We start from the raw sequence: 17,489 nt of genomic DNA, 5'->3' as shown, positions 1-17,489 counted from the left end.
TCCACAAAGAACAATGGACCATCCACACCCGAAACAACATCCCCTGGTTCACACCCCCACGCCACATCGACCCCACCCAAAAACCCCAACAAAACCACTACTTCAAACCACCCCCACCACCCCAACGCGAATAAACACCAAGGCAGCGCGAATAAGCAGGGACGGTTCGCGAACACCTGAAGACKGCTGAACCACAGGCGGCCGAACGGCTTCCGCGATGCGGGGAAACAGCAAATAGCTGCGCAGCTAGAGTCCGAAACGGATCAGACTCCGAGAGTTAGCCAGCTCGGCCGACAACCACGGTGCCATCGAGCTCGGCCGACCGGGCGGTCCTGACTACGAACCCCGCCGCCGCCAGGATCGATGCCGTGCGTTTGGCCTGCCGCTCACTCGTTTCGATGATGAGATGGCCGCCGGCACGCAGCCACTCCCGGGCCCCAGCGGCAATGCGGCGATGGAGATCGAGGCCGTCCGCGCCGCCGTCGAGCGACAGCATTGGCTCAAAATCACGTGCTTCGCGTGGCATGGTGGAAATCTCGGCAGTAGGGACATAGGGGGCGTTCGCCGTCAAGACCGAAACTCGTCCCTTCAGGGCCGGCGGGAGGGCATCGAACAGATTGCCCTCGTGAACCACTCCGCCCACACGGCCGACGTTACGGCGCGCACACGCCACAGCGGCAGGATCGAGGTCCGCAGCATGCAGTTCAAGTCCTGGCATCCGGGACGCGAGCACGGCACCCGCCGCGCCGGATCCGCAGCAGAGATCAACGACGACTCGAGGCCCGACTGGCCGCGTCGAAACTCGCGCCCTACCCCGCCGGACCTTCGGCTCCCCCGCCGAGACGTTCGACAGCAACGCAACAGCCTCGTTGACCAGTAGTTCAGTGCGTCGGCGCGGAACGAAGACACCGGCGTCGAGCTCAATCCGCAGGCCCCCAAACTCTGCCCAGCCGAGAATGTGCTCCAGCGGATTGCCCGCAAGGCGCCGCTCCACGGTGGCACTCACATCAGCGGGAGAGGACGCGGCGGCCATGAGCAGCCTGGCCTCCTCCTCAGCAAAGACACACCCTGCGGAACGCAGGCGCTCCGCGATACCGGCAACGGAATCGGCGGTGGAATCAAAGCCAAGTCCGGAGCGTGACAACGCAAACCCCTTTCGGCACGCCAGCGGGAGCAAACAGCATGCATTCCGGAAAGGTTGCCAGGTCTCGCAAGATAACCGCCACGAACCTCATGGTATGCGTTCAATAGCCTCTTGGCACGGGCCTCAAAAGACTGGATTCCTTCTGTGCACGCGCCGCGTCAATCACGACGGCGGCCCTGTCACCTCCGGTTCCAGGAACAACGGCGGTGGCGGCGGACCCCAGCTCAAGAGACCCAGGGCTCCGTGGAAGGTCGCCGGGGTCCAGATTTCGTCCTCGGCGATGCAGCCCATGTCGGAGTAGTACTCCGAGAAGTTTCCGGCGGGGTCTTTGAGGTACCAAAATAAATTGGAGCCGGCGTAGTGTCGGCCGAGGCCCCAGATGTTCCGTTCGGGGTTGTTCTCGAGCATGGCCTTCGCTCCGCGCCCGACGTCGTCGATATCATCAACGATAACGGAGCCGGCGCGCAGGGTCGGCATCTCCGCGTAGTCCATCCACGGTGGACCGCCGACATCCTGGCGCTGGGCAACCCCTGCTTCGGCGCAGCTCATCCCGGGCCGCAGCTCATCCCGGACACGGACGTCAGCGAACAGCGTGCCCAAGACCGGTGAGGAGCCGGCGGACGGCGTCCTCCGCAGTGGGAGGGACGCCGAAGAACTGCTGCTGGAGGGTTGTGTCTGCAACATACCGGCCGGTCTGGAACCAGTCGATCATGGCGGACATGTCCTTGGCCATCGGGTTGACCGGCGCCATCACCGTGCCCGCAGCCCGCAACAAACCGGTGCGCACGGAGCGGACGCGGATGGTCTTTCCGGTGAGCCGGCCTGCGATGTCCGCAACATCCTGCATGCTAACCGGCCGGTCCCAGCCGATGTCGATGCGCCTGCCCTCTACCCCCGGAACGTCAACGGCGGCCGCCAGGTAACCGGCCAAATGTGCGGTGTGCACAAAGGTCAGCGGTATCCGCGCCGACCCGAACCAGCTGAGCCGCCCCTTGCTGATGGGGTCGCCGCCGAACCGGGTGATCTGGTCCAGGAACGCACCCGGACGTAGAGCTACGAAGGGCACGCCGAGTGCCTCCAGCCGGTCTTCCGCCAGCTTCTTGTGCCAGAAGTGCGGCACCTGGGGAGTCTGGTCGCACGTGAGGATACTGGTCGGGACGAACCGCCGGATCCCCGAGCGGCTGGCCGCCTCCACCAGGTTGGTGTTGCCCACGATGTCAGTCTCGCTGGTATCGCCCTTGCGGTGCCTGGTGTAGCCGGCCGCTGAGGTGATCACAGCGTCGGCACCGTCCATGGCGCGCGCAAGCGACGCCGGATCCATCATGTCGCCGCGGGCAACCTGCGCGCCTGCTGCTTCGAGGCGGGACGCATCCGAGCCGGGCCGCACCAGTGCCCGTGCCTGTTTGCCCCGAGCGAGCAGCTCCGTGACAACCTGGCTGCCCAGCATGCCCGTACCGCCCACCACCAGGACTGGTCCGTCACTCATCTGGTTCCTCCCGTGAACCGGCTTCATCCCGCGCGCCGGCCGAAGGACTCTCCGGCCAACTGCTCACATTGTCGCCCCGCCCGGGACTGCCCGCCAGCCCTACCCGCGCAATGACTCCGAGACAGCGGCCAAAAGCGAGTTGAACCTGGCGTTTCCGGGAAGGTCATCGATAAACACGGGCCTACCGGCAGGGTCGCCCAGCGGAACCTGCCAGTTCGGATACAGCGCTTCGGTGGTGCCCGGCTGGTTCTGCACGCGCCGTTCCCCCACCGCGTCAACCAGCGCGACGCCGAGCAACACCGACGGCGTCTGGGCGAGGAGGCGGTGCAGCGCCTCGATGGTGCGCTCCTCGCTTCCATGAGTCTCGTGGCTTTCCGTTCCGCCTTCAGGCAGCAGCCCCCGTTCGCGCAGCAACCCCATCATCTTCTCCAGGGTGGCCACGTGCTCCGCCCGTTCTTCGGCTTCGGATCGTTCCAGCAGCCCCAGCCTGCTGCGGAGTGCCACGTGGTCGCCCGCAAGGTAGCCGGCGGTGGGCGGAAGATCGTGGGTGTTGACGCTGGCGAGTGCCTGCGTGCGGTACCGCTCCGGCGGCAGCGGGGAGTCGCCGTCGTTCTCGAACCAGAGGATGGACGTTCCCAGGATGCCGCGGGCAGCAAGGTAGTCACGCACCCACGGTTCGAACGTTCCCAGGTCCTCGCCGATCACCACGGCTCCGGCGCGCTGGGCCTCCAGCGCCAGGATGCCGATAAGTGCGTCGTGATCGTACTTAACGTAGGCGCCGTCCCGTGGCGAGTTCCCGGCCGGTACCCACCAGAGGCGGAACAGCCCCAGGACGTGGTCCACCCGGATGCCGCCGGCGTGCCGGAGAACCGTGGACAGCATGTTGCGGAAGGGCGCGTAACCGGCCTCGGCCAGGCGAGCGGGATGCCAGGGCGGCTGGCTCCACTCCTGGCCCAACTGGTTGTACATGTCCGGCGGCGCACCCACGCTGATCCCCGGCGCCAGCACACCGCGAAGCGTCCAGGCGTCGGCGCTGCTCATGTCAACGCCCACGGCCAGGTCATGCACCACGCCCAGCCGCATGCCGGCGCGGCGCGCGGCCTGCTGCGCGTAATCGAGCTGCTCGTCGCAGACCCATTGCAGCCAGCGGTGGAAACCGATCCGATGGGCAAGTTTTTCCCTCAGCGCCTCGGCCTCGGGCGACCCCAGGGCGCAGTCCGGGTCCATCCACAGCGGGTCCTCCGGCACGAGGTCCTCCCGGATCGCGGACCACAGGGCGAAATCATCAAGGCCCGGACCGGAGCTCCGGCAAAATTCGTCGAACGCTGCTTGCCGGGCCGGCGAGCGCCGTGCGTGGTAAAGCAGCTCCAAGGCCTGGAGCTTGGCCGCGAACACAGCGTTCCGGTCAAGCCGTTCCCCGTCCGCGTTCAGGCTCTGCACCTGCTCCTGGAGCCTCTCGATCGTGGCACGTTTGCGCGGTTTGAGGTAGGCGAGTTCCGGGATGGCCTCCACCCGGATGTAGAGGGGGTTGAAAAAGCGCCGGGTTGACGGCGAGTACGGCGAGGGCTGGACCGGCGGGACGGGCTCCGCGGCGTGCAGCGGATTGACCAGGACATAGTCCGCGCCCCGTTCACCGCTCAGTGTGGCCAGGTCCGCCAGGTCTGCGAAGTCGCCGACGCCCCAGGACCGCTTCGACCGTACGGAGTACAGCTGCGTGGCCAGGCCCCAGCCGCGGCGCTCCACCAAGGAATCGGCGGTGGTGAGCCGCGCCGGAACCACCACCAGCGCGCACTCGGCCGTGACGCCGTCGGACTCGGCATGCAGCGTGTGCCAGCCAAGCGGCAGCCCTTCGGGCACGGCGAACGTGGCCCGCCCGGTGGGCACACCGTCCACGTCCCGGGGCGGGAACCAGACATCCTGCTGGACCGCCTCCACGGGCCCGCCCGCGCCCGCTTCCAGCATCACAGCCAGACGCGCGGTGGCACCGTCCGGGACATGGACCGGGACCAGTGCGGTTGCGCCCTGTTGAACCACGACGGCGGGCGGCAGCATCCGCCGCCACGGCGCCAGTTCGGCCTCCGCCAGGGCAGCCTCGATCAGTTCGTTCGTGTGGGCCAGGACGCCCAGCGCAGCAAGGACTTTGACCAGGGTTTCGGGAGCGACGCTGTACGGCAGCCCATCCCAACCGTGGAATGACGTGCCCACCCCGTGCGCGTCGGCCAGGCGCTGGAGGAGGTCCTGGTCCACATGCGCATGACCGGCTGCATTACCGTCGCCCGGCGGAACCGGGGTTCCGGAGAATTGAGCGTATTGCTGGTCTGGAGCCTTCATGGATGTCCGCCTCGTCTGGTGTGATGGGCCCGAACTTACATTGCGTTCCGGTTTGACCGGGGGCTTCCTCGCGCCCGGACAATTGACTCCGATTATTGCAGGAGCGCTTATTCCCGGGTTTGCTTGGCCGCTGCCTTCGCTGCCTGCTTGCTGGCCCGCACCTTGACCAGGGACTCAGGATCCACGATGTCTGCGACCGAAAGGAAGGCACCTTCCTGGCCATAATGTCCGGCAGCGTCACGCCAGCCTGGCGCGCTCAGCCCGCATTGCTTGCCGAGGAGCGCAAGGAAAATCTTTGCCTTTTGCTCCCCGAATCCCGGCAGGGCCTGCAGGCGGCGCAATACTTCCCTGCCGTCCGGGCTGCCCTTGGTCCAGATCTGCGCGGCGTCACCGTTCCAGTCGCGCTGGACCGTCTCAGCGAGGGCCTGGACCCGCGCCGCCATCGAACCGGGGAACCGGTGGACTGCCGGCCGTTCCTTGAAGACCTCGACGAACGCTTCCGGTTCGTAGGCGGCTACAGCTGCCGGATCAATCGAGCCGATGCGTGACCGGATCTTCTCCGGCCCTGCGAAGGCGGATTCCATGGTCACCTGCTGGTCCAGCAACATCCCCGTCAGCAGCGCAAACGCGTCATCAGTAAGCAGTTGGTCGGCCGCGGGGTCCCCGGTGATATGCAGTTCCATGGGCCTTATCCTTCCATCTCCGGCTGCCTGCGTCATGGGGCGGCCCAGTTTTACAGCACCGGTCCAAGCAAAGGCCCACACACAGTCCACCAATCCAAGTACTACCTAATCTCAAAGACGAGTACCGATTACGCGTTCTCCCGGGACCACGCCCCACTACCTTCGATCTAGAGCCAAAGACTCGTTGTCTCACTCGGTTGGATGTCTCACCAGGGGATGTGAGAAGGAATGAATGCAGGACTTAGCAGCCACGTTTTCCCGCCCCATCGGGTCCGGGAAGTGAGCGGGGCCGGCGACGAGGAGGTCTTCGAGACCAAGGCCTCTCCCCCAGCCGTCGCCGGCCCTCTGATCGCCGAATTCCGGCCGCCCGCACCTTGGTCCGACTATCACTTTCACGGGCGGCCGACTGGCCGGTCCTCTGGGAGCAGGTCCTCCGGGAGCCGGCCATGAAGTATTCAACATCGCAGGTTTCCGCGTCGCACGGGCCCGCCGGCAGGCGTCCGGCGCAGCCGTATCAGGCCCAACAGCACGTAGCGGGGCATCCTGCCACGATTCCCAGCCAATCGCCGGCCCCATCCGCTGGCACGGCAAGCACCGGTCCAGCAAGCGCCGGCCCCGACGGGTTCATCCCCGATTTGGCCACCGGCGCGACAACACTCGCTGACTCGCTTGAAATCCTGACCCGGACGGCTTCCGCCACACTCAGCAGGCTCATGGACTCTCCGGTCGAATGCGGCACCCTCCTCAGCAGGGCGAAGAACGCCCCGGCCACCGCCGGCACCAATGCGCAGACAGCCGGGCTGGCCCGGCTGGAGCAGGAAGTGCGCGAAGGACCACTGACGGAAGCACTCACCGGCAGTGGCACCGTGGCCATGAACCACGTTTCGTCCGATTTCCGCTGGTCGCTCTACCGGCCACACCTTCAGGACGCCGGGTTCCACAGCGTTCTTGGCGTACGGCTCCGGCTGGACGAAGGTGCAACTGCGGCCCTCGCCTTCTTTGCCCCCACCGCCCAGGCGTTCCCGCTCCATATAATCGCCGGGGCCCACGGTTTCGCGGACCTCGCGGCGCGGGGCCTCAGGCTGGTCCTTGAGCTGCAATCCACCAGCACCCGGGCGTCGGACCTGCAATCCGCGCTCGAAAGCCGCACCTCCATCGACATCGCCTGTGGAGTGATCATGGCGCAGAACAGGTGTTCCTACGACGAGGCGATTGCCATCATCGCCAAGGCGTCGAGCCACCGGAACCTCAAGCTGCGCAAAGTGGCAGAGGGTATTCTGGAGAAGCTGCCCGGCGGCGCGCCGCGCACCCACTTCGAACACTAAGGCAGCCGCTCGACCATGGGGACAACGATGGTTCACGTTTGTGCGCTCGGGGCCGCGGCGGTACTCGCCGCCCTGGCCGTTTTCCAGATAGCACTAATAGCGGGCGCTCCCCTCGGTCAGCTGGCCTGGGGCGGCCAGCACACGGTCCTTCCGCCCAAGCTTCGGATAGGAAGTGCAGTCTCCATCGCCCTGTACGGAGTCTTCGCCTACGTCGCCTTGGCGAAGGCCGGGCTCGCGGCTCCATTCGTCAGCGAATCTTTCACGGACGTGACCGCCTGGGTGCTGACTGCGTACTTCGCCTTAGGTGTCGTCATGAACGGGATCTCGCGCAGCCGGTCCGAGCGCCTCACCATGACTCCGACGGCGCTTGCCCTCGCCCTGCTTTACCTCGGGCTGTCGCTCAGCTGAGCCGCTTAAACTGAAGCAGGTCAGAAGCTTTGTGCCTCTGACCTGCCACGTGGGTGGGCCCTGTGGGGATCGAACCCACGACCCACGGATTAAAAGTCCGATGCTCTACCAACTGAGCTAAAGGCCCCAGCCGACGGTCAGGTGACCGATCAGCCCAGTCCATTTCTGGACGATAGATACTTTACCCCACGCGCGGGGCCGCTTTGACACGAAAGGGGCGTGCCGCCGTCGTACGTCCTTTTTTCTGCCGGTTTCGACGGCCCCCGCCGAGTGCAGCTGCTTCCACGGAGCACTCGATTTCCCCGGCGGCACAGGAGTAGCGTTGGGGCATGAGCGAGCAAACAGGACCCAGTCATTACGGCGGCGCCAACCGGCATCACAAACCAAAGCCTTTCGCGCCCATCGACTTTGAGCCGTTCGCCGGAGGCCCGGACCCCGCGCGCGTCTCCGAGGCCGCCCACCTCGCCGCCCAGGCACTGGTGCGCCATGGACGTAACAGCGACGATCCTGTCATCACCGAGCGGCTGGTCAAGCTGACGGACGAACAGGGCCTGGAAGCCATCGCCGAAATGTGGGCCGAAAGTCCGGCGCGGTCCTTGCCCGGCGCCCTGTGGCGGCTGTACGCGCTGCGCGCGGCCACCGTTCAGGACCCGGAACGCATCTCCGTTTACTTCCGTGCGGGCAAGGACACGGCCCAGGTCTCCAACGTGGTGGCAGGTGCTGCCGAGCCGCCGGGGGCCGACGAAATGCGGACCCTGGCGGACGCCATTCTTTCCGGTGCGTTCGACGGCGACTTCGACGTCGCACTGGAACGTTCCGCCGCTTTCTGCCGTGTGGTTGCGCTCGGCCAGGCGACCCTCGCCGACGGCGCCGAACACGGAAATGAGGCCCACGCGAGCAAGCTCACGCGCAACTCGCATCAGCTTGTGAAGACCGCCGAGGACCTTGAACACGCTGCGAACGCGTGGCGCCTCGGTGAACTCGACTGAACCAGCAGGCCCGATCTGTCAATGTTGACTTGGGCCCGGCAACGTAGAACACTAAAACTGGTGCCGAGCCGCGAAACCCCCGGGCTTCAACATTTAGCCGCCTAGAGCGGCCTACCGCCGAGAGGCGTATCCGGTTCGGCACCATTTTTCTTGCCCGTTTACAGGCCGCAGGCAGCTGCCCGGTAGACTCAAGACCAGTTGCAGGCCTGCGTCAAGTCACAGTGGGCGGCCCAGACCCAGTACAACGCCCGGAGACCGAACCCACCGTGAAGCTGCGCCTTTTCCCCCAGGAGCCCGCCGGGCTGGTCCTGTTGTCCCAAATGGCCCAGCAAATCGTGTATGCCAGCGCCACCATGGCCGAGATCCTGGGCGTTCCAGCCGGGGAGCACGCCAAACTCGTGGATGACATGCACAACCACCAGGCGAAATCCGCCGAGCTGCACTTCGCCCTGCTGACCCACATGCGCACCAGCTTCGTGAATCCGCTCCCCCGCGAAGACATGTACGCCCTGTCCCGCTACCTCAACGAGGCCCTCGAAAAGCTGGACGGCGCCGCCGAACTGGTTTCCCTCTACAAGCTGGACCGGTTGCCCAAGCGTGCCGCGGACCAGCTGGAGGTCATCAGCAGGCAGGCCGAGCTCACCGTGGACGCCATGCGCCAGCTCAACAACCTTGATGACCTTGAGGACTATTGGATCGAGATTCTCAGGCTGGCCCAACGCGCAGAGCGGACCCATCGGGTGTGGGTGGCTGACATGATCCGGGACATGAAGTGGGCGCAGTACTCCAGAAACCGCGATGTCGCCAACCAGCTTGTTGAAGTCACCAAAGACATGCGCCGCATCGCCACCCAGGTAGGCAGCATCATCGTCAAGGAATCCTGACGTGACAGCAGTGATCTTCGGCGCCGTGGTCCTGCTGACCGCGGCGTTCGCCTTCCTCAATGGCTTCAGGGACGTCTCCACCGCCGTAGCCCTCGCCGTCCGGACCCGGGCCCTCACACCGACGGTGGCAGTGCTGTTGGCTGCCCTCTTCAACCTTGTTGGCGCATTGCTCAGCGCCAGCGTAGTGGTGGCCATCAGCCACACGTGGATTCGTCTGCCGGCCGGAACCAGCGGCCTAAGCATCCTCCTGGCGGGTGTGGGCAGTGCCTGCGCCTGGGGCCTGCTGATGTGGTGGCGCGGCATCCCCGCGTCCTCCACGCACGCCCTGGTAGGCGGGCTGGCCGGCGCCGGGCTTGCCAGCCTCGCCGTGGGCGGCATGGGAGTAGGGGGCGTTGACCGGTCCTTGCTGGTCCAAGTGATGCTGCCGCTGCTGCTCTCGCCGGTCGTCGCTTATGTGGGCTCCTACCTGGCAGTCTTCCCCGCAACCTGGGCCGCGCGCTATGCCCAGCCCAATGTCATCAACCAGCGCTTTCGCCGGAGCCAGGCCATTGCGGCCGGCGCTGTCGCGTTCGGCCACGGGCTGCAGGACGGCCAGCGGGTAGGCGCCGTGCTTCTGCTGGCCCTTGCCGCGGCCGGCTATTCCGACGACGACAGTATCCCCCTGTGGGTGGCGCTGGTATCCGCTGTCATGATGACCGCCGGGACGCTGTGCGGCGGCTGGCGGATCTCGTACACCCTCGCCTACAGGATCACCCGAATCGACCCGTTGCGGGGTTCCGTGTCCCAAACGTTCAGCGCCATCATGCTGCTCGTTGGGGCCATTGCGTTGCAGTGGCCCCTGTCCACGACCCACACCGTGACGGCCTCCGCGTTGGGCGCCGGCGAAAACCAGCACTTCGCGGTGACCAACCGGAAACTGGTCCTGGAGATCCTCGGGCTGTGGATCCTCACACCGCTAGCGGCCGCTGCGGTGGCCTTTGTCTTCGCCTTGGCGCTGTCACCGCTGACCGGGGCTTAGACCAGCCTCCCAGCGCGTTAGACGGCAATCGACTGCTCCGGCAGCGCCCTTCTGAGCTGTCAAAAGGGCCTTGCCGGAGCAGTCGATGTGTTGGTCCGAGGTGAGGGCCGCGGTGGGGACTACCCGAAGCGGCCGGAAACGTAGTCTTCCGTCGCCTTCACCGTGGGGTTGCTGAAAATGTTTTGGGTGTTCCCATATTCGATCAGCTTGCCCGGCTTGCCGGTACCGGCGATGTTGAAGAAAGCTGTCTTGTCCGAGACGCGTGCGGCCTGCTGCATGTTGTGGGTCACGATCACCACAGTGAACTGGTCCTTGAGCTCATTGATGAGGTCTTCAATGGCCAGCGTGGAGATGGGGTCCAGTGCCGAACACGGCTCGTCCATCAGGATCACCTGCGGCTGCACTGCGATGGCACGGGCAATGCAGAGACGCTGCTGCTGGCCGCCTGACAGGCCGGAACCTGGCTTCTCCAGCCGGTCCTTGACCTCGTTCCAAAGGTTGGCGCCCCGCAGCGAGCTTTCCACCAGCGCGTCGGCCTCGCCCTTGGAGATCTTCTTGTTGTTCAGCTTCACGCCCGCCAGCACGTTGTCCCGGATGGACATGGTGGGGAACGGGTTGGGTCGCTGGAAGACCATGCCGATCTGCGAACGGACGGTCACGGGGTCAACGCCGGGTCCGTAGAGGTTGTCGCCGTCGAGCAGGACTTCACCTTCAACGCGGGCGCCGGGCAGCACTTCGTGCATGCGGTTCAGCGTGCGCAGGAAGGTGGACTTGCCACAGCCTGAGGGACCGATGAAGGCGGTCACGGACTTGGCCTCGATAGCGATGCTGACATCCTCCACGGCGAGGAAATCGCCGTAGTACACGTTCAGGTCTTTGACGTCGATGCGCTTAGACATGATGTTCCTTCACTTGCTGGGGGTACGGATTGAAGTCTAGGGTTTGGTCGCGAAGACCGGAACGGCCTGCCGAAAACTTTTTCAGCGGCCCGTCTTGGGGGCAAAAATCCTGGCGATCAGGCGGGCACCAAGGTTCAGGATCATCACCAGGATGATCAGCACCAGGGCGGCTCCCCAAGCCCGCTGCGAGGACGGGCCAGGGTTGGCCGGCGACGTGGGGTTCAGGATCTGCGTGTAAATGAATGTCGGCAGCGAAGCCATCCAGCCGCCGAAGACGTTGTTGTTGATGCTGGTGGCGAAACCTGCGGTGACCAGGATGGGGGCGGTCTCGCCGATGACGCGGGCGATCGCAAGGGTGACGCCCGACGCGATGCCGGAGATCGCCGTCGGAATGACCACCTTGATGATGGTGCGCCATTTCCGCACGCCCAGCGCGTAAGCCGCCTCACGCAGCTCGTTGGGAACGATCTTCAGCATTTCCTCGCTGGAGCGCACCACCACCGGGATCATCAGCACGGAAAGGGCGACGGCGGCGACGGCGCCGGTCTTGGTGCCGGGCCCAACCACTGCAAAGAAGAAAGCGGCGGCGAACAGTCCGGCCACAATCGACGGAATGCCGGTCATCACGTCCACGAAGAACGTGATGGCACGGGCCAGCCGGCCGTCGTTGCCGTACTCCACCAGGTAGATTGCGGTCAGCAGCCCCACGGGCACGGAAATGACGGTGGCCACCAAAGTGATCTGGATGGTGCCCAAAAGGGCGTGGTAGATGCCGCCGATAACGGGGGCACCCTGTTCCACGGCCTTGGTGTCATAGACGCCGGTGACCCCGTTCATGGAGCTGGTGAGGAAGCCGGGAGAGATCAGGCCGGGGATGCCGTTGATCAGGACGGTCCAGATGACGGAGATCAGCGGGAGCAATGCGATCAGGAACGAGCCCACCACGAGGCACGTGGCCAGTTTGTCCTTGGCCTTGCGGGACCCTTCGACAACGGCGCTCCAGCTCACCAGGCCGAGAGCGAAAAGCAGTGCGGACACGATGCCCCAGCCAAAGGCGTTGAAGCCGATCAGGGCCAGGATAGCTGCGCCAACAATCAGGGCGACGGCCAGAACGGCGTACGGTGCGAAGGCCGGCAGCTGACCCTTCGTGAGGGCTGAACGCTTGCTGCGAACTGGCGTGAGAGTGGACGACATTTAGTTGGCTCCCGAAAATTCTTTATGCCGGGTAATGATCCAGCGGGCAATCATGTTTACGGCCAAGGTGATGACAAACAGCACCAGGCCGGCCGCGATCAGGGTGCTTACCTTGAGGCCGCTCGCTTCAGGGAAGTTCAGCGCGATTTCGGCCGCGATGGTCTGGTTGCCGGACGTGATCAGGCTGGCGGTCAGGGCTCCGGACGAAAGCACCAGAGCAACGGCCATCGTCTCGCCGAGCGCGCGGCCCAGGCCAAGCATGACGGCGCTGATGATGCCCGGGCGGGCGAAAGGCAGGACCGACATCTTGATCATTTCCCAGCGCGTGGCGCCAAGTGCCAGTGCGGCTTCCTCGTGCAGCTTGGGGGTCTGCAGGAAGATTTCGCGGGTCAGGGACGTGATGATGGGCAGCACCATCACGGACAGCACAATTCCCGCGGTGAGGATGGTCTTGCCGGTGGCCGACGCCGGGCCCTCGAAGATGGGCAGCCAACCCATGTTTTCGGCCAGCCAGTTGTACGCCGGGGAGATTTCCTTGGCGAGGAACGCCGCGCCCCAGGCGCCGTAGATCACCGACGGAATGGCCGCCAGGAGGTCAACCACGTAACCCAGGCCGTTGGCGAGTCCGCGCGGCGCGAAATGCGAGATGAACAGGGCCACACCGATGGCGATGGGCGTCGCGATTACCAGCGCGATGGCGGCGGCAATGAGCGTGCCGATCACGATCGGCCAGATGTAGGCGAAGAAGCCTGCTCCGCCCTGGATTTCTGCGGCCGGGGCGGTCAACGCAGGGATGGCCTGCACAACGAGGAACAGTGCGACGCCGAACAGGACGGCGAGGATGAGGCAACCGGCGGCAAGGGCGGCGCCGGAAAAAATCTTATCCCCGGCGCGGCCTGCGCCTTGGGAACTGCTCAGGGGGGTGGCGGTCATTCCAGACCCTTCGGTTTGTGGGTGGTGCCAAAATCTAGCTTACAAAGCCAAGTTCCCCACCCCGCCTTTCGGCGTGGCGGGGAACATGGTTTCAGGGACAGGTACTAGGACTTGACCTTGATGGATTCGATGGCCTTGGCGGCCTTCCCGGCGAGGGCCGAGGAGAGCGGTGCGGACTTCGCGGAGTCAGCAGCTGCCTTCTGGCCGGCGTCGGAAACTACGTAGCTTTCGAAGGCCTTGACCAGGTCAACGGTTTCCTGCTTGTCGTAGGTGGTGCAGACAACGTGGTAGGAAACCAGGACCACCGGGTAAGCGCCCTTGGCGGTGGTCTTGCGGTCAAGCTTGATGGCGACGTCGTTGGCGGAGCGGCCATCGACGGGCTTGCCGGCTTCAACAGCCTTGGCTGCGGCGTCGGCGGAGATCTTGACGAACTCCTCGCCAACCTTGATCGAAGCGGTGCCGAGCTTGCCGCCGACTGCGGAATCATCCGCGTAGGTCACGGCGCCCGGGGTGTCGGTGACGGTCTTGACAACACCGGAGGTTCCCTTGGCGTTCTCGCCCTGCAGGGATGCGGGCCATACGCCGGAAGCCTTGTCGGTCCAGACATCGGCAGCTGCAGCGGCCAGGTACTCGGTGAAGTTGGTGGTGGTGCCGGAGTCGTCAGAGCGGTTGACCGGGGTGACCTTGGTGGCCGGGAGGGTGACGCCCGGGTTCAGGGCAGCGATGGCCGGGTCGTTCCAGGTAGCAATCTGGCCACGGAAGATCTTGGCCACGGTGGTGGCGTCGAGCTTCAGGTCGGTGATGCCGGGCAGGTTGAAGGCCACGGCGATCGGGGAAATGTAGACCGGGATGTTGATGGCACCTTCGGGGCCGCACTGGGTCTTGGAGCTGGCCAGCTCTTCATCCTTGAGGTAAGCGTCGGAGCCGGCGAACTGGGCCGAGCCGTCGATGATGGCCTTGCGGCCTGCGCCGGAGCCGTCAGGGGAGTACTGCACGGTCGCGCCGGAGTTGGCGGAAGCGAAGCCGGCCTTCCAGGCGTCCATGGCTGCGCCGGTCGAGGAAGCGCCGATGCCGGTCAGCGTGCCGGTGACCTTGGTGCCGCTGGCAGACTGGGTGCCAGCAGGCGTGTTGCCGGTGGCGTTGTCTGAACCGCAGGCGGTGAGCGCGAGTGCGCCGGCCGCGATAACAGCAATAGCCGCGTGGCGGCCGAAACGGAGTGCCTTCACTAGATGTGTACCCCTTCCAGGGATATTCAGTAGCGGACAGGGCCGGAGACGCCCTGCAGCGCGATGCGTACGTTGTGTACCTTCATCGAATTTAGAGGCAGCAGGTAAAGGGATTGGCTGCCGAAAGTGAACAGAACATTAACGGCAGTGACATTTTCCCTTACAACTGTAGCGTCACCATTGCGCAGGTCACACTTGCGGCCGTAGGGGCCGCCCGGCAAATAGACTGAACGGCATGGCCGCACCAGCAGGACTTTCAGCAAGCAGGCGATTCCTGCGTGGCCGAATCCGCACCGGCCTGATCCGAAGCCGGAATTCACTTCTCCCCGCAGTCCAGATGACGGCGTGCGCGGTGGGTGCCTACGCCTTCGCCGAATACGTGCTGGGCCATTCCGGTCCCCTCTTTGCGGCCACCTCGTCACTGATCGCGCTGGGCTTCTCGCGGGATCCCCGCCTGCGCCGCGTTATGGAGGTGGGCCTGGGCTGCACCATCGGCATCGCCGTTGGTGATCTGCTCCTGCATTGGCTCGGCAGCGGAATCTGGCAGGCCGCCGTCGTACTTCTGTTTTCCATCCTGTTGGCTCGCTTCCTGGACAGCGGCACCATCTTCACCACTCAACTGGGGCTGCAGTCCCTGCTGGTGGTGCTGCTGCCGGCCCCGGCCGGCGGGCCTTTCACCCGGAGCCTGGACGCCGTGGTGGGCGGAATGTTCGCCCTGCTGGTGACTGTCCTGATCCCGAAAGACCCGCGCCGCGAGCCCCGCGACGACGTCCGGAAGATCCTGCACGAGCTCGCCGAGGTGCTCCGCGAGTGCGCCTCCGCCCTGACGGAAAGTGATTCCACGCGGGCCTGGCACGCCCTGATCCGGGGCCGCAACTGCCAACCGTTGGTGGACCGCATGCGCCAGTCGCTGCGCGCCTCCAACGAGGTGGCCACCCTGGCGCCGGCCTACCGCCGGCACCGGGACGAGCTGGACCGGCTGGACAGCTCCCTTGACTTCATTGACCTGGCGCTCCGTAACAGCCGGGTTTTCGCTCGGCGGCTGACCAGTGCCATCAACCATGCGGCGCTGTCCGACGAGGCCACCGAGAACATCGCCGACGTCCTCGAAGAGACCGCGGCGGCCATCGATGAACTGTCGCTGGGCCTCGCTGAGACGCACGACGGCGTGCGCCGCGCCCATCTGCGCACCGCACGCCATGAGTTAAGTGAGATCGCATTGCGGCTGCACCCCAACCTGCTCAAGGTCCAGCGGTTGGAAGGTGAGACCGTGGTGATGCTGTTCCGGCCGCTGATGGTGGACCTGCTGGAGGCCACCGGGATGGACTCGCGCGAAGCCCGGGACGTGCTGCCCGGCCTGTAGCGGGCTGTTGGCTGGGCACGCGGGGACGGGCGGCGAGAATGTCGGGCCCCGCAAGTAGGGTGGAACCCATGGCAACAAAGACTTCCCGCGCCTCCAAAGCGCCCGCATACAAGTGCGCCGAATGCGGCTGGACCACGGTCAAGTGGGTGGGGCGCTGCGGCGAGTGCCAGGCGTGGGGCAGCGTCGAGGAAACCGGCGCGGCCGTAGCGCGTACGACGGCGGCAACTACAGTTCTGGAGCCGGCGCGGCGGATTGCCGAGGTAGACGCCACCACCGCGGCGTTCCTCCCCACCGGGGTGGACGAACTGGACCGCGTCCTGGGCGGTGGGCTGGTCCCCGGCGCCGTGATCCTGCTGGCCGGTGAGCCTGGCGTAGGCAAGTCCACGCTGCTCCTGGACGTCGCCGCGAAATTTGCCCGTACGGCGCAGGACGTCCTGTACGTGACCGGCGAGGAGTCGGCCGCCCAGGTGAAGCTGCGCGCGGAGCGGATCGACGCCGTCGCGGATTCCCTGTACCTGTCAGCCGAGACGGACCTCGGACAGGCGCTGGGGCAGGTGGAAAAAATTGAGCCGCGCCTGCTGATTGTGGACTCGGTCCAGACCCTCAGCAGCGCAGATGTGGACGGCAGCGCTGGCGGTGTGTCGCAGGTTCGTGAAGTGGCGGCCTCCATCATCGCGGCGGCCAAGCGGCGCAACATGACCACGCTGCTGGTGGGCCATGTGACCAAGGACGGCTCCATTGCGGGGCCGCGCCTGTTGGAACACCTCGTGGACGTGGTGTGCCAGTTCGAGGGCGAGCGGCACTCCCGGCTCCGCATGCTGCGCGCGGTGAAGAACCGCTACGGGCCTACGGACGACGTCGGCTGTTTTGACCTGAACGAGAACGGCATCGAGGGCCTCACCGACCCCAGCGGGCTGTTCGTCAGCCGGACTAAGGAGCCCGTTTCCGGCACGTGCATTACCGTGACCATGGAAGGGCGACGGCCGTTGCTGGCGGAGGTGCAGTCACTCCTTGCCGAAAGCCCCAATTCGCAGCCCCGCCGGGCCACCAGCGGTTTGGACAGCTCACGGGTTTCCATGCTGCTTGCCGTCCTGCAGCAGCGCGCCGGGTGCCTGTTGCACAAGGACGACTCCTACGTTGCGACAGTGGGCGGGGTGAAGCTCAGCGAACCCGCCACTGACCTTGCTGTTGCCCTTGCCGTCGCGTCGGCCAAAGCCCGCAAGCCGCTGCCCATCAGGCTGATTGCCTTCGGTGAGGTGGGCTTGGCCGGCGAGGTCCGGCCAGTGCCCGGCATCAACCAGCGGATCCAGGAGGCCCACCGGCTGGGCTTTACCCACGCCGTGGTTCCGGCCAGCCACAACGGTCCCGGGCCCGTCCCCGCGGGGTTCTCCGTCCGCGAGGTGGAGCACCTTACGGAGGCGCTGAGCCTGCTGATCGGTTAGCCGCCGGGGCCCCGCTTATTCGGGTTGGAAGTTGAGTAGGACTTTGCCTGATTCGGCGGAGTTTTTGGCGGTTTTGAAGGCCTCGAGGCCTTGGCTGAGGGGGTATTCGTGGGTGATGACGGGGCTGATGTGCAAGCTGCCGTCGGCGAGGGCGGTGATGACGT

Annotated in this window: 16 protein-coding genes, 1 tRNA gene and 1 pseudogene; 7 read left to right on the top strand and 11 right to left on the bottom strand. The window is 65.5% G+C overall.

Annotated features, from left to right (window positions below; translation table 11 throughout):
* Positions 1-277: 277 nt before the first annotated feature.
* The 5 genes from AC1DIM_RS18945 to AC1DIM_RS18925 all read right to left on the bottom strand — a co-directional run bounded on the left by AC1DIM_RS18945 (position 278) and on the right by AC1DIM_RS18925 (position 5,644).
* On the bottom strand, positions 278-1,033 hold the full coding sequence (locus tag AC1DIM_RS18945) for a putative protein N(5)-glutamine methyltransferase (protein ID WP_477712039.1): 756 nt from the start codon (positions 1,031-1,033) through the stop codon (positions 278-280).
* A gap of 273 nt (positions 1,034-1,306) precedes the next feature.
* Positions 1,307-1,744 carry a VOC family protein gene (locus tag AC1DIM_RS18940; RefSeq protein WP_477712038.1) on the bottom strand — a complete coding sequence of 146 codons (438 nt, stop codon included), beginning with the start codon at positions 1,742-1,744 and terminating at the stop codon, positions 1,307-1,309.
* Positions 1,725-2,630, bottom strand: a complete 906-nt coding sequence (locus AC1DIM_RS18935) for an SDR family oxidoreductase (protein ID WP_477712037.1) — start codon at positions 2,628-2,630, stop codon at positions 1,725-1,727. Before AC1DIM_RS18935 ends, AC1DIM_RS18940 begins: the two co-directional genes overlap by 20 nt.
* Before the next feature lie 99 nt (positions 2,631-2,729).
* Positions 2,730-4,961, bottom strand: a complete 2,232-nt coding sequence (malQ, locus tag AC1DIM_RS18930) for a 4-alpha-glucanotransferase (RefSeq protein WP_477712036.1) — start codon at positions 4,959-4,961, stop codon at positions 2,730-2,732.
* A 107-nt stretch (positions 4,962-5,068) separates the two neighbouring features.
* Positions 5,069-5,644 carry an HhH-GPD-type base excision DNA repair protein gene (locus AC1DIM_RS18925; protein ID WP_477712035.1) on the bottom strand — a complete coding sequence of 192 codons (576 nt, stop codon included), beginning with the start codon at positions 5,642-5,644 and terminating at the stop codon, positions 5,069-5,071.
* A gap of 446 nt (positions 5,645-6,090) precedes the next feature.
* On the opposite strand from AC1DIM_RS18925, the gene AC1DIM_RS18920 reads away from it, so the two are divergent.
* The gene (locus AC1DIM_RS18920; RefSeq protein ID WP_477712034.1) at positions 6,091-6,969 is read left to right on the top strand and encodes a GAF and ANTAR domain-containing protein; all 879 of its coding nucleotides are present in this window, start codon (positions 6,091-6,093) and stop codon (positions 6,967-6,969) included.
* 15 nt (positions 6,970-6,984) lie between these two features.
* Positions 6,985-7,377, top strand: coding sequence for a hypothetical protein (locus AC1DIM_RS18915; RefSeq protein WP_477712033.1), 393 nt, complete (start codon positions 6,985-6,987; stop codon positions 7,375-7,377).
* A gap of 54 nt (positions 7,378-7,431) precedes the next feature.
* On the opposite strand, the gene AC1DIM_RS18910 is transcribed toward AC1DIM_RS18915, so the two are convergent.
* Positions 7,432-7,504 (bottom strand) — tRNA-Lys (locus AC1DIM_RS18910).
* Between the two features lie 202 nt (positions 7,505-7,706).
* Here AC1DIM_RS18910 and AC1DIM_RS18905 point away from each other — a divergent pair.
* From AC1DIM_RS18905 to AC1DIM_RS18895, 3 genes are all read left to right on the top strand, one after another.
* Positions 7,707-8,366, top strand: a complete 660-nt coding sequence (locus AC1DIM_RS18905) for a hypothetical protein (protein WP_477712032.1) — start codon at positions 7,707-7,709, stop codon at positions 8,364-8,366.
* A 266-nt stretch (positions 8,367-8,632) separates the two neighbouring features.
* Positions 8,633-9,250, top strand: coding sequence for a DUF47 domain-containing protein (locus tag AC1DIM_RS18900; protein WP_477712031.1), 618 nt, complete (start codon positions 8,633-8,635; stop codon positions 9,248-9,250).
* Position 9,251: 1 nt separating this feature from the next.
* Positions 9,252-10,268, top strand: a complete 1,017-nt coding sequence (locus AC1DIM_RS18895; RefSeq protein WP_477712030.1) for an inorganic phosphate transporter — start codon at positions 9,252-9,254, stop codon at positions 10,266-10,268.
* Between the two features lie 119 nt (positions 10,269-10,387).
* Here the strand turns inward: AC1DIM_RS18895 and pstB are convergent, their stop codons facing one another.
* From pstB to pstS, 4 genes are all read right to left on the bottom strand, one after another.
* Complete coding sequence (gene pstB / locus AC1DIM_RS18890; RefSeq protein WP_477712029.1) at positions 10,388-11,167, bottom strand: phosphate ABC transporter ATP-binding protein PstB; 780 nt, start codon at positions 11,165-11,167, stop codon at positions 10,388-10,390.
* An 81-nt stretch (positions 11,168-11,248) separates the two neighbouring features.
* Positions 11,249-12,361 (bottom strand): phosphate ABC transporter permease PstA, encoded by a 1,113-nt coding sequence (gene pstA / locus AC1DIM_RS18885; protein WP_477712028.1) that lies wholly within the window; start codon positions 12,359-12,361, stop codon positions 11,249-11,251.
* Positions 12,362-13,294: a phosphate ABC transporter permease subunit PstC gene (gene pstC / locus AC1DIM_RS18880; RefSeq protein WP_477712027.1), complete on the bottom strand. Its 933-nt coding sequence runs from the start codon at positions 13,292-13,294 to the stop codon at positions 12,362-12,364. It lies immediately after the preceding gene.
* A gap of 104 nt (positions 13,295-13,398) precedes the next feature.
* Complete coding sequence (pstS, locus tag AC1DIM_RS18875; protein ID WP_477712026.1) at positions 13,399-14,520, bottom strand: phosphate ABC transporter substrate-binding protein PstS; 1,122 nt, start codon at positions 14,518-14,520, stop codon at positions 13,399-13,401.
* A gap of 235 nt (positions 14,521-14,755) precedes the next feature.
* On the opposite strand from pstS, the gene AC1DIM_RS18870 reads away from it, so the two are divergent.
* Entirely contained in the window at positions 14,756-15,883 is a 1,128-nt protein-coding gene (locus AC1DIM_RS18870; RefSeq protein WP_477712025.1) for an FUSC family protein, read from the top strand.
* A gap of 68 nt (positions 15,884-15,951) precedes the next feature.
* Positions 15,952-17,325, top strand: a complete 1,374-nt coding sequence (gene radA, locus AC1DIM_RS18865) for a DNA repair protein RadA (RefSeq protein WP_190990177.1) — start codon at positions 15,952-15,954, stop codon at positions 17,323-17,325.
* Between the two features lie 15 nt (positions 17,326-17,340).
* On the opposite strand, the pseudogene AC1DIM_RS18860 reads toward radA, so the two are convergent.
* Positions 17,341-17,489 (bottom strand): annotated as a pseudogene (locus AC1DIM_RS18860) (L-idonate 5-dehydrogenase); the annotation flags it as partial.

This window comes from Pseudarthrobacter sp. 01T43 (assembly GCF_056398665.1).
Note: the sequence above shows the minus strand (reverse complement) of the source record. Positions and strands in the feature narration are given on the sequence as shown.